This is a genomic window from Pandoraea thiooxydans (genome assembly GCF_001931675.1).
GTDB lineage: Bacteria > Pseudomonadota > Gammaproteobacteria > Burkholderiales > Burkholderiaceae > Pandoraea > Pandoraea thiooxydans.
Genome location: NZ_CP014839.1, coordinates 2290515 through 2303072, shown reverse-complemented (window position 1 = coordinate 2303072; position 12558 = coordinate 2290515). Strand labels below are relative to the sequence as shown.

Sequence of the window (12558 nt, the reverse complement as noted above, 5' to 3'; positions counted from 1 at the left end):
CTTCGTTGCGCTCGATCATTACGACCGACTATAACGCCAGTTATAAAACTTGTACAGCAGCCAGCACGTCCGCAACATGCCCTGGTACTTTGATGCCACGCCACTCCTGGCGAAGCACCCCGTCGGCATCGATCAGGAAGCTGCTGCGCTCGATACCCCGTACTTCTTTGCCATACATTTTTTTCATCTTGATGACATCGAATAGTTGACACACCGCCTCATCCTGATCCGACACCAGCGGGAACGGCAGGCCGAGCTTGTTCTTGAAATTGTCGTGGGATTTGAGGCTGTCACGGGAGATCCCGATGATTTCCGCGCCGGCTTGCTGGAATTTTGGGTAAAGGTCGCGAAATTCCATGCCCTCGGCGGTACATCCGGGCGTGTTGTCCTTCGGATAGAAATAGACGACCAGCTTGGTGCCTCGGTGAGCGCTCAACGAAAAATCTCCGCCAGTGGCGGGGGCGCTGAAATCGGGCACGGGTTTGTTGAGTACGACCGTCAAAATGCGCTCCTTTTTTATGTCGGGGCTGTGCAGAGCCCCCACGGTATTGGCGCTGCCGCGTTCACGCTTGCGCGGTCGCGCCTTGCAAAATCAACTCGCCCGCGCGCCCCGGAATTTCCCCCCAGACGACAGGACAGGCCGGGAGTGAGTGAAGATCCAGGGTTGCATAATAATCGCCCACGGAGACGAGTTGATGACCTTGACGCTGCCAGCCAGCGAGCAGCTCGCTGAAAATCGGCGCCAATTTCTGCCCTTCGAGTTCTGCATGCAGAGTAAAGACATGATTCTGCATGGAATTCTCGGTGCGGGCGAGTATGTCGGCCGCCACCCCCGCGGCGTCGCGCCCGTCGACTCCCAGCAATTCATCCAGCGTTGGCAGCGTGGTGGGCAACTGAACGTGCGAGAGGCGTTTGCCCCCGACGACCGGGAAGTGAGGATGCGTCCCCCGCCCGTCGGACGCGTAGCGCAATTGCCAGGCATCCAATTGAGCGAAGGCGAAGTCATTCATCTGCCAGCCTGCCGCGCCATGGGTCGCAGGCGGCTCGCCAAAGATATCGCCGAAGCGCTGGTAGGCGAGAGACATTTGACGCTGCGTCCAGGCAGCATCGCGCTGTCGCACATTATCCTGCCAGTAGACATGGTCCCATGTGTGAATGCCGATTTCGTGTCCGGTGGCCTGCGTCGCACGCATCTCGGCGGCCGCACGCCGGCCAATGTCGGGGCCCGGCAGCAAGGTGCCGTACAGCAATGTCCTGATGCCGTAGTGCTCAACGACGGAGGTACGGGAAACCTTCTGCAGAAATCCCGGCCGGAAAACCCGTTTGAGTGCCCACCCGGTATGATCCGGGCCCAGGCTGAACAGGAACGTTGCCCGGGCTCTGGCTTGCTCCAGCAGCCCCAGCAGTGTCGGGACGCCTTCGCGCGTGCCGCGCAGTGTATCGACGTCGATTTTGAGGGCGATGATGGCCATGGTTTATGGAACGAAGGCGCCCGATTGAGTGTCCGGCAGTCCTGTGCGCTCATGCCGCGAGGCCCGGGCACACAGGAGTGTTTTGCGATGCGTTGGATCAGTCGACCAATTGGCGCGCTTCTGCAACGTGTCCTTGATAGGCTTCGAAAATCTTGCGCAATGCGTCGCCCATTGAAGTGGTCGGTTTCCATGCAAGATCGGCCATCGTATTGTCGATCTTGGGCACGCGGTTCTGCACGTCCTGGTAGCCGTTGCCGTAGTAGGCGTTCGACGAAGTTTCGACCAGTTGAACTTGCTTGGCGGTGTCCCGATACTCTGGATACTCCGCCGCCAACTTGAGCATCATGTGGGCCAATTCGCGAACCGAGAAGTTGTTGGCTGGATTGCCGATGTTGTATATCTTGCCGCTGGCTATGCCATTCGGATTGTCGATGATGCGCACCAGTGCCTCGATACCATCGTCGATATAGGTGAAGGCGCGTTTTTGCTGTCCGCCGTCAACCAGACTGATGTTCTCGCCGCGCACGATGTGCCCGAGGAATTGCGTCACAACGCGCGATGAACCTTCCTTGGGGGTATAGATCGAGTCCAGTCCCGGGCCGATCCAGTTGAACGGGCGGAACAGCGAGAAGTTCAGGCCGTCCTGCATACCGTAGCCCCAGATCACCCGATCCATCAATTGTTTGGAACAAGCGTAAATCCAGCGCGGCTTGTTGATCGGGCCATATACCAGCGAGGATTGCTCAGGGTCGAATTCGGCATCGCTGCACATGCCATACACTTCCGAGGTCGACGGAAATACCAGATGCTTCCTGTACTTTGCGGCCGATCGCACGATCGGCAGGTTCGCCTCGAAATCGAGTTCGAACACGCGCAACGGCTGCTTGACGTAGGTCGCCGGCGTGGCGATGGCGACAAGCGGCAGGATCACATCACATTTGCGGATGTGATATTCGACCCATTCCTTGTTGATGGTGATATCGCCTTCAAAGAAGTGCATGCGCTCGTGGTTGAGCAGATCGCCGAGGCGGTCGGTCAACATGTCCATTCCGTAGACTTCCCAGTCGGTAGTCTCGAGAATGTGCTTTGACAAATGGTGGCCGATAAACCCATTTACCCCGAGGATCAGGACTTTTTTCATGGTATTGCGTTCAGTAAATTAAGCGGGACACTTCCGCCGGGGTGATGGGCACCCCATTGTGCAGTAGCTCGTGAATGGCGACGGCGCGATGATCGCCGCAAACGCCAAATAGCGCATTATCCACCACCTGCAGGCCCAAGGGCAAACCTTGAAGCGCCGGCATGTCTGGCGCGATGCGCGCCCGCGCGATGATGAAGCGGTGATTGGCGACTTCGCAGAACGCGCCAGGATAGGGCGGCGCGACCGCGCGAATCAGGTTGTAGACTTGCTGGGCCGGTAGTGACCAGTCGATGCGGCCATCCTCGGGCTTGCGTCCGCCAAAATAGCTACCCGCCGCCAGATCGTTCTCGAGCCTGGGCGCACTGCCGGCGACGAGATCGGGCAGGACTCGCCAGAGCGTCTGCTCGGCGGCGACGGTGACTTTATCGAACACCTCGGCGGCCGTGTCGTCCGGCAAGATCGGCACGGCGGTTTGTGCAACGATGGCGCCCGCGTCCGGCTTGGCGGTCATTTCGTGCAGCGTGGCGCCCGTCTCGGTCTCGCCATGCAGCACTGCCCAATTGATCGGCACACGGCCGCGATAGTGCGGCAACAGCGACCCATGCATGTTGAACGCGCCGCGCTGGGCGAGCGCCAGCAGCGCGGGCGGCAGCATATGACGGTAGTAAAACGAAAAGATGAAATCCGGCGCGATGGCCTCGATCTGCCGGAACAAAGCCGCATCGCGTGGATCCTCCGGCGTGATGACCGGGATGCCGTGTTCGGCCGCGACCTGCGCGACGCTGCCGAACCAGATGTTTTCGTTGGGGTTGTCCTGGTGGGTCACCACCAGTGCGACGTCGATGCCGCGTGCGAGCAGCACGCGCAGGCAGCGCAGGCCGACATTGTGATAAGCAAAGACAACGGCGCGCGCACTCATCTGTTTTCCTGTTGACCGAACGATCGACTGATCATCGCCGGCCGGCGGCATGCCGCTCCAGCGTGCCGGCCGGGTGTTCCCGCGCGGCCGATTCCGCGTCGTCCTCGAGGATTGCCTGCACCAGGAAGCGTGGCCGTTGCCGAACCTGCTGGTAAATCCGGCCGATATATTCGCCGAGGATGCCGATGCCGAACAGAATCACACCGAGCAAGAAGAACGTAATGGCGAACAGCGTGAAAACACCCTGAACTTCCGCGCCCAGCACGAAGCGCCGCACCATCAGCAGCACGAACAGGCCCGCGGAGACGAACGACAGCCCCATGCCGATGGCCGCCAGCCATTGCAACGGCACGACCGAGAACCCGGTCACGAGGTCGAAATTGAGGCGGATCAGGCTGTACAGCGAATATTTCGATTCACCGGCAAAGCGTTCCTCGTGGGCAACTTCGATTTCCACCGGGTTTTGCGCGAATGTGTACGCCAATGCCGGGATAAAGGTATTGATTTCGCGGCACTGATTGATGGTATCGATGATTTGCCGGCTATAGGCCCGCAGCATGCAACCCTGATCCGTCATCTGGATATGGGTGATGCGCTCGCGCAAGCGGTTCATCATGCGCGAGGCATTGCGGCGAAACCATGAATCGCGCCGATTGCGGCGAATCGTGCCGACGTAATCGTGGCCTGCCCGAATCTTGTCGACCAGGTTGGGAATTTCCTCGGGCGGGTTCTGCAGGTCGGCGTCGAGCGTCACGACGATTTCGCCGCGGGTCTGCTCGAATCCGGCGAGGATCGCCATGTGCTGGCCATAATTGCCGTTGAACAGCACCACGCGAGTGACATCGGGGCGCGCCCGGAATTGCTCGCCGAGGATCGCTGCGGATCGATCGCGACTGCCGTCGTTGACGAAGACAACCTCGTAGGACAGCTCCATCTGATCGAGCGCCGGATAAAGGCGCGCAAATAGCGCGGCCAAACCGGCCTCTTCGTTGTATACGGGGATGACGACGGAGAGTTGCGGTCGATTCATTTCTTATATTTTAGGCAGATAGCGTTGACGGCCAGGCACACGCGCTCGACATCCGCGTCGCTCATCGCAGGAAACAGGGGCAGCGTCAGAATTGCCCGTCCCGCCCGTTCCGCGTGCGGGAACATGCCATCGCGAAAGCCCAGCGCACGATAAAGTTTAAAAAGATGAATTGCCGGGTAGTGTACCCCGCTTCCGATGCCGCGCTCCTTCAGTTGCAACATAAAACCGGCCCGATCGAGCGATAACCGCTCCAGCGGCAGCATGATTTGGAACATATGCCAGTTGGTGTTGGCGAAATCGGCCGGCGGCAACTGCACGCCGCACGCGAGCGCGTCGCCGCCGGCCAGGCCGTCGAAATACCGCCGGGCCAACTCGGCGCGGCGGGCGTTGAATTCGTCCAGACGCTTCAGTTGCGCGCGCCCGACACAGGCCGCGACGTCAGTCAGGTTGAATTTGCCGCCGAGCACGTCGACTTCCATGCCGTCCATGCCGCTGCGGCTGACGCCTTGCAGGCGGTATTTTTCCGCCAGGCGTGCCTCGTCGTCATTGTTGAGCACCAGGGCGCCGCCCTCGATCGACGTAATGTTCTTGTTCGGATGAAAGCTGAATGATACGAAATCGCCGAAAGCGCCGATTCGCTTGCCGCCCCATTGCGAGCCGATCGCCTGCGCCGCGTCTTCGATGACGCGCAGGCGATGCCGCTTGGCGATGTCGTACAGGTGGTCCATGTCCACCGGCAGCCCTGCCAGGTAGACCGGCATGATGGCACGCGTGGCGGGCGTGATCGCGGCCGCCACGCGTGACAAATCGATGTTGCGCGTCACCGGATCGATATCGACGAACACCGGTTTGGCGCCGACCTCGAGAATGGTATTGCTGGTGGCCACCCATGACAGCGGCGTGGTGATGACTTCGTCGCCCGGACCAATGCCGGCAATGCGCAACGCGATCTCCATGGTTGCCGTGCCGGAATTGAAGGTGCGCACCGGGCGCCCCCCGAAAAGCTGCGAGAGCTCCGCCTCGAATGCCTGGACTTGCGGGCCCGAGGTGATCCAGCCCGAACGCAATACATCACCGACCTCGGCAATCGTTTGCTCGTCGAGGGTAGGGCGAGTGAATGGCAGGAAGGGCTGGTCCGATGTGTTCATCTGTGTGAGTTGAGTTGTCTGTGGGGAACGGGTTGCGCGTCAGCTGCGCGCCAGCACGTACACGCCGACGAGAATGATGCCGATTCCGATTACGCGTTGCAAGCTGAGCGCCTCGCCGAACAGGTACCATGCGGCCAGGGCGTTGACCACATAGCCCAGCGAAAGCATTGGATAGGCCAGCGAAACCTGTACCCTCGAGAGCGCCAGAATCCACACCACCACACTGACGGCGTAACAGGCCAGACCACCCAGGATCGGCAACTGGGTAGCAAGCTTAATGCCGATGGGCAAGATGTTGGCGCGTGTGAAGGCCAGCGTGCCGATCGCGTCGGCACCCGCCTTCAGCAGCAGTTGAGCGCAGGCATTGAGCAATACGCCAGTGAGCACAAGAGAGAAGGTAACCAGGTTCATGATGTCAGGACTGAGGCTTTTCCACGATGACGCGGCGTGCGTCGCGGGCGATCACCTGCATGGGCACGTGCTGGTTTTTCAGGTTTTCGTAAATGGGCGGACTGATCAGCGCGAGCGCCTTGGGTTCGCTGTCCCAGCGCTTGATGAACTCCGGAATGGTCGGAATCCATTTTTGCGGCTCCTGGGAGATGCCGAACGCGAGTTCATCCTCGAACGCCACCATCGTCATGGTGTGGCGCAGGTAGAACGGCATCGTGTGATCCAGCATCCCGACTGAATAGAATGGCGTGTCCGGCCCGAGGCGCGTCATTGCCTTCTTGACGGCAGGGACCAGCAGCACGCCAGAGCTGTTGCGGCCGAATACCTCATGTCCCGAGCCGCCGATCATGGCCAGCGCGAACATGCCGGCGCTGAACGCGATCAGCGCGCGGCGCACGCTATGGCGGTTCAGGCGCCACGCCAGCAGGATACCGACCATGGCGGCAGCGTAGGCGGCATAAAGCCACAGTCGAAATTCCTGATACAGGATCAGCGGATTTTTCGCGCTGCCGTGACGCGCGCCGAAAATTGCCGTGAGCACCGTCACCAGCACCAGTAACACCGCATATCCGGCCAAATGGCGCTTGAACCGCTCGGCCGTCAATTGCGAGAGGTAAAGTCCGATCAGCATGGCCAGCGCCGGAGCGATCGGAAGAATGTATGAAATCAGCTTGGAGCTGGAGATGCTGAAAAAAACAAAAATGAAGCCGGTCCACACCCAGAGCAGCGTCACCGGGGCGAAGCCGTTGGGCTGGCGCGGCATCCTGCGCGTGAATGCGGCGGTTTGCCACATGACGCTGACCCACGGCAAAAAGCCGACCAGCAAGACCGGCACGAAATAGTAAAAAGGCCCTTCGCGACGGGCGTAATCGGTCAGAAACCGTTTGAAATGCTGGTCGACAAAGAAAAAGTAAGCAAATTCGGGGTTGTGGATCGAGACCAGAATGAACCACGGGGCCGAAATAGCCAGAAAAATCAACAGGCCGCTGACGATGTAGGCTCGCTTCCAGACCGCCCAGTCACGCGAAATCAGCGAGTACAAAACCAGCACGCCGCCAGGCAGCACAATGCCGATCAGCCCTTTGCTCAATACCGCCAATGCCATGCCGGCCCAGCACAGCCACATCCAGCGGCGCACCTGCGCGCGTGGCAACTGCGGTCGTTGGGCGAGCAGCATCGCGCACAACGAAATCTCCATCATGAACGTCACGCCCATGTCGAGCACGTTGAAATGGCCCAGCAACCCCCACATCGGTGCGCCGACCAGCACCAGCACAGTCATCAGGCCGGTGCGGGCATTGAACACGCGCTTGGCGGTGTAGCCGGCCAGCAGAATGCCGCCGAAGCCGGTCAGTGCGGTCCACAGGCGCGCCTGCCATTCGCCGAGACCGAACCACATGAAGGTCAGCGCATTCATCCAGGTCTGCAGCGGCGGCTTTTCGAAGTATTTGTAGCCGTCGTAGCGTGGCGTGATCCAGTTGCCGGAAGCCAGCATTTCGCGGGCCATCTCGGCATAGCGCCCCTCGTCACTGGCAATCAGATGACGGTAATTGAGGGTGCCGAACCAGACTAATGTGAAGAGGAGCAATAACAGCCAGAGAGCGGGGCGGGAGAGCGGGAAACGATCTTGAGTTTGTGTCGAAGAGTCTGTCACGCGGAGGTCTCGTTTTCGATCAGGAGAACGGCGGTGACCTTGCGGCCTTCCGCCATGAGAATGTTGTAGGTGCGGCATGCCGCCTGGAAATCCATGGTTTCCACGCCGATGCGCACGCTCGTCAGCGCACTGGTCAGGCGGGGGTGGGGAAACCGCAGGCGCTGGCCGCTGCCGAAAATGACCACTTCCGGAGTGCCGTCGAGCAAAGCCGCGAAATGCTCTGGCTGCAACGCGGTAAAAGAGTTCACCGGCCATGCCTGCACCGGACCGGTGGGCTGGACGACGACGCTGTGCGTGAAGCGCTCCTTGTTGATATCGACGTAATCCGGCCCATATGCCGTGACGGCATTGTTGGCCTGAAGTGACTCCTGGTGTAATTTCAAGGTCGATGGTCCGCAAATGGTTGCCGCCGGCGGGTCGGGGCCGCCGGCGGCAATGTGTTGACGATGGTATTTCGGACAGCGCCTGAATGCCGCAATGTGCCGCGCATCATGCCGCTACTGCCTGGCCGCGTCAATAATGCGTTGCCGAACTCTGTCATAATTCGCTAAATTATAACTTTTTGCGATTCGCTGGCGGCTGCGGCCTCTGCGATGCAGCATTGGGCAGCCGCCAGGCGCGCTGTCTCCCCCGATCCCGCCGAGAAAGCCGACGCTGTGAAACCGATTCAGAAATCCCAGAAGCTGCAAAACGTCTGTTACGACATTCGCGGCCCGATACTCGAACATGCCAAGCGCATGGAGGAAGAAGGGCACCGCATCATCAAGTTGAACATCGGCAATCTCGCGCCGTTCGGCTTCGAGGCGCCCGACGAGATCGTGCAGGACATGATCCGCAACATCCCGTCGTCGTCCGGCTACTCCGACTCGCGCGGCATTTTCTCGGCGCGCAAGGCGATCATGCACTACATGCAGCAGAAGAATGTGCGCGACGTGCAGCTCGACGATATCTACCTCGGCAACGGCGCCTCGGAACTCATCGTGATGTCGATGCAGGCGTTGCTCAACACGGGTGACGAAGTTCTGGTGCCGGCACCGGATTATCCGCTCTGGACCGCGGCGGTGAGCCTGTCGGGCGGCACGCCGGTGCATTACATCTGCGACGAGCAGGCGGACTGGCAGCCCGATCTGGACGATATCCGCCGCAAGATCACGCCGAATACGCGGGCCATCGTGGTGATCAACCCCAACAATCCGACCGGCGCGCTGTATTCCGACGAACTGCTGCGCGAGATCGTCGCGCTGGCGCGAGAGCATCAACTGATCATCTACGCCGACGAGATTTACGACAAGATCCTCTACGACGGCGCCACGCACACCTCGATCGCCGCGCTGTCCGACGACGTCCTCACGGTGACCTTCAACGGTTTGTCGAAAAGCTACCGCTCGTGCGGTTATCGGGCCGGCTGGATGGTCGTGTCCGGCGACAAGCGGCATGCGCAGGATTACATCGAAGGCCTCAACATCCTGGCCTCGATGCGCCTTTGCCCCAATGTGCCGGGCCAATATGCGATCCAGACCGCGCTCGGCGGCTACCAGAGCATCAACGACCTGATCGTCCCCGGCGGGCGGCTTTTCAAGCAGCGCGAACTCGCCCACCGGCTGCTCACCGAGATTCCGGGGGTGTCTTGCGTCAAGCCGAAGGCGGCGCTCTACCTGTTCCCGAAACTCGATCCGGCGGTCTATCCGATCAAGGACGACCAGGCCTTCATTCTCGAGTTGCTGCTCGAGGAACGCGTGCTGCTGGTGCAGGGCAGCGGTTTCAACTGGCAGCAGCCGGATCATTTCCGCGTCGTGTTCCTGCCCAACGAGGACGACTTGCGCGATGCCATCGGCCGCATCGCCCGTTTCCTGGACGGTTACCGCCGACGCCACGGCACTTGAGCCCGGCTCGGCCGCTGGTGCGGCGTGGGCGGCATCGATTTCGATTTTAAAAAGTAACGACGCATGAATCCGATTAAAGTAGGTTTGCTGGGACTGGGCACCGTGGGATACGGTGTATTCGACGTGTTGCGCCGCAATCAGGAAGAAATTCAACGCCGCGCAGGCCGCGGCATCGAAATCACGATCGTCGCGGTACGCAACGTGGAGCGTGCGCGGCAACGCCTGGCGGGAGCCTGCGAGGTGGTCGACGACCCGATGCGGGTGGTGACCGACCCCAATATCGACATCGTCGTCGAAACGATCGGCGGATACGACCTGACACGCGAATTGGTCCTGACGGCGATTGCCAATGGCAAGCACATCGTCACCGCCAACAAGGCGCTGCTGGCGGTCCACGGCAACGAAATTTTCGCCGCGGCCAGAGCCAACAACGTCATGGTGGCATTCGAGGCTGCCGTGGCCGGCGGCATTCCCATCATCAAGGCGCTGCGCGAAGGGCTCACCGCCAACCGCATCGAATGGATCGCCGGGATCATCAACGGCACGACCAACTTCATCCTGTCCGAAATGCGCGACAAGGGCCTCGACTTCGATGTTGCGCTCAAGGAGGCCCAGCAACTGGGCTATGCCGAAGCCGACCCGACCTTCGATATCGAGGGGATCGACGCCGCGCACAAGATCACCATCATGAGCGCCATCGCGTTCGGGGTGCCCGTGCAGTTCGACAAGGCCTATGTCGAAGGCATCACCAGGCTGGCGGCGATCGATATCAAATACGCCGAGGAACTGGGCTACCGCATCAAGCTGCTCGGCATCACGCGCCGGGTCGCGTCAGGTATCGAGCTGCGCGTGCACCCCACGCTGATCCCCGGCAAGCGGCTGATCGCCAACGTCGAGGGGCCGATGAACGCGGTCGTGGTGCAGGGCGACGCGGTGGGCGCAACGCTCTACTACGGCAAGGGTGCGGGGGCCGAGCCGACCGCCTCGGCGGTGGTGGCCGACCTGGTCGACGTCACCCGCCTGCATACTGCCGACCCTGGCCATCGCGTACCGCATCTCGCGTTCCAGCACGATGCGCTGTCGAACACCCCGGTGCTGCCGATCGACGAGGTCACCACCAGCTACTACCTGCGTCTGCGGGTAGCCGACCAAACCGGCGTGCTGGCCGAGATCACCCGCATCCTGGCCGATCTGGGCATCTCCATCGATGCTTTGCTGCAAAAGGAATCGCGCGAGGGTGAACAGCAGACCGATATCATCATCCTGACCCACCAAACGCAGGAAAAGCACATCAACACCGCGATCGGCCGCATCGAGGCGCTGCCCACGGTGCTCTCGAACGTCACCCGCATCCGCATGGAAAGCCTGAATTGAACGCAACCGGTCGCCACGCCATGAAATATCTCTCCACACGCGACACCTCCGGCAGCGAGCCGCTTTCGTTTTCCCGCATTCTGTTGGGCGGCCTGGCGCCGGACGGAGGGCTGTACCTGCCGCTCGAGTATCCGCGCATCGACGCCGCCGAACTCGCTTCCTGGCGGCGGCTTTCATATGCCGATCTGGCCTGCGCCGTCCTGGCCAAGTTCTGCGACGACATTCCCGCCGACGACTTGCGCCGGCTCGCGCGCCGCACCTACACCCCCGAGGTCTACTGCAACGTGCGCGCCGGCGAAGACCCGCGCGAGATCGCGCCGCTGCGCGTGCTCGGTGACGAGCGGGGCACGCAAATGTCCCTGCTGGGTCTGTCCAACGGGCCGACGCTGGCGTTCAAGGACATGGCCATGCAACTGCTGGGCAACCTGTTCGAATACACGTTGGCGCAGCATGGACAATCGCTCAATATCCTCGGTGCGACCTCGGGCGACACCGGCAGCGCGGCGGAATACGCAATGCGCGGCAAGCAGGGCATCCGGGTTTTCATGTTGTCCCCGGCCGGCAAGATGAGCGCGTTCCAGACCGCCCAGATGTACAGCCTGCAGGATCCGAATATCTTCAATCTGGCGGTGCAGGGCGTGTTCGACGATTGCCAGGACATCGTCAAGGCGGTCTCCAACGACCTGGCGTTCAAGGCGCAACAGCAGATCGGCACGGTCAATTCGATCAACTGGGCGCGTGTGGTGGCGCAGGTGGTGTACTACTTCAAGGGCTACTTCGCGGCAACCGGCGGCGCGAGCGGGCAGGACCGCCCGGTCTCGTTCACGGTGCCCTCGGGCAATTTCGGTAACGTCTGCGCCGGCCACATCGCCCGCATGATGGGCCTGCCGATCCACCGGCTGGTGGTGGCCACCAACGAAAACGACGTGCTCGACGAGTTTTTCCGCACCGGGCGCTACCGCGTGCGCAAATCGGCCGAGACGCTGCATACCAGCAGCCCCAGCATGGATATCTCCAAGGCGTCCAATTTCGAGCGGTTCATGTTCGATCTGCTGGGCCGCGATGCCCGGCGCACGGTCGATCTCTTCCAGGCCGTCGAGGCCGACGGCGGGTTCGATCTGGCCGGCTCGGCCGATTTCTCCCGCATCGCCGAGTTTGGTTTTGTCTCGGGGCGCAGCACGCACGACGACCGCCTGGCGACGATTCGCGACATCGACCAGCGTTATGGCGTGGTCATCGACACCCATACCGCCGATGGTGTCAAAGTCGCGCGCGAACAACTCGAACCCGGCATCCCGATGGTTGTGCTCGAAACGGCACAGCCAGCCAAGTTCGCCGAGACGATTCGCGAGGCGCTGCACCGCGAACCGCCGCGCCCGGCAGGTTTCGAGCACCTCGAGGCCCTGCCGCAGCGTTTCGAAACCGTGCCGGCCGACGTTGCCCGTGTGAAGGCATTCATCGCCGCGCACACCGGCCTCTAGTTCTCT

12 protein-coding genes are annotated in these 12558 nt (G+C 61.2%); 3 read left to right on the top strand and 9 right to left on the bottom strand.

What is annotated here, in order from left to right; genetic code table 11:
- Positions 1-40: 40 nt before the first annotated feature.
- The 9 genes from PATSB16_RS10570 to PATSB16_RS10530 form a co-directional block, all read right to left on the bottom strand.
- Entirely contained in the window at positions 41-502 is a 462-nt protein-coding gene (locus tag PATSB16_RS10570) for a peroxiredoxin (protein WP_047214095.1), read from the bottom strand.
- 61 nt (positions 503-563) lie between these two features.
- On the bottom strand, positions 564-1472 hold the full coding sequence (locus tag PATSB16_RS10565; RefSeq protein WP_047214094.1) for a polysaccharide deacetylase family protein: 909 nt from the start codon (positions 1470-1472) through the stop codon (positions 564-566).
- Positions 1473-1569: 97 nt separating this feature from the next.
- Positions 1570-2613 carry a bifunctional UDP-4-keto-pentose/UDP-xylose synthase gene (locus tag PATSB16_RS10560; RefSeq protein WP_052892651.1) on the bottom strand — a complete coding sequence of 348 codons (1044 nt, stop codon included), beginning with the start codon at positions 2611-2613 and terminating at the stop codon, positions 1570-1572.
- Between the two features lie 10 nt (positions 2614-2623).
- On the bottom strand, positions 2624-3532 hold the full coding sequence (locus PATSB16_RS10555; protein WP_047214093.1) for a formyltransferase: 909 nt from the start codon (positions 3530-3532) through the stop codon (positions 2624-2626).
- A gap of 31 nt (positions 3533-3563) precedes the next feature.
- A complete protein-coding gene (locus PATSB16_RS10550) occupies positions 3564-4562 on the bottom strand; it encodes a glycosyltransferase (protein WP_047214092.1) in 999 nt (332 codons plus the stop codon).
- Positions 4559-5710 (bottom strand): DegT/DnrJ/EryC1/StrS family aminotransferase, encoded by a 1152-nt coding sequence (locus PATSB16_RS10545; RefSeq protein WP_047214091.1) that lies wholly within the window; start codon positions 5708-5710, stop codon positions 4559-4561. Before PATSB16_RS10545 ends, PATSB16_RS10550 begins: the two co-directional genes overlap by 4 nt.
- Positions 5711-5749: 39 nt before the next feature.
- The gene (locus PATSB16_RS10540; RefSeq protein ID WP_047214090.1) at positions 5750-6121 is read right to left on the bottom strand and encodes an SMR family transporter; all 372 of its coding nucleotides are present in this window, start codon (positions 6119-6121) and stop codon (positions 5750-5752) included.
- Positions 6122-6125: 4 nt separating this feature from the next.
- Positions 6126-7892 carry a glycosyltransferase family 39 protein gene (locus PATSB16_RS10535; RefSeq protein WP_083566750.1) on the bottom strand — a complete coding sequence of 589 codons (1767 nt, stop codon included), beginning with the start codon at positions 7890-7892 and terminating at the stop codon, positions 6126-6128.
- Complete coding sequence (locus PATSB16_RS10530; RefSeq protein WP_047214088.1) at positions 7811-8197, bottom strand: Mth938-like domain-containing protein; 387 nt, start codon at positions 8195-8197, stop codon at positions 7811-7813. Before PATSB16_RS10530 ends, PATSB16_RS10535 begins: the two co-directional genes overlap by 82 nt.
- 273 nt (positions 8198-8470) lie before the next feature.
- Here PATSB16_RS10530 and PATSB16_RS10525 point away from each other — a divergent pair, with 273 nt between their 5' ends.
- The 3 genes from PATSB16_RS10525 to thrC all read left to right on the top strand — a co-directional run bounded on the left by PATSB16_RS10525 (position 8471) and on the right by thrC (position 12552).
- Positions 8471-9697 (top strand): pyridoxal phosphate-dependent aminotransferase, encoded by a 1227-nt coding sequence (locus PATSB16_RS10525; protein ID WP_206093643.1) that lies wholly within the window; start codon positions 8471-8473, stop codon positions 9695-9697.
- A 63-nt stretch (positions 9698-9760) separates the two neighbouring features.
- On the top strand, positions 9761-11071 hold the full coding sequence (locus tag PATSB16_RS10520; RefSeq protein ID WP_047214086.1) for a homoserine dehydrogenase: 1311 nt from the start codon (positions 9761-9763) through the stop codon (positions 11069-11071).
- Between the two features lie 20 nt (positions 11072-11091).
- Positions 11092-12552 carry a threonine synthase gene (thrC, locus tag PATSB16_RS10515; RefSeq protein ID WP_047214085.1) on the top strand — a complete coding sequence of 487 codons (1461 nt, stop codon included), beginning with the start codon at positions 11092-11094 and terminating at the stop codon, positions 12550-12552.
- Positions 12553-12558: the final 6 nt, after the last annotated feature.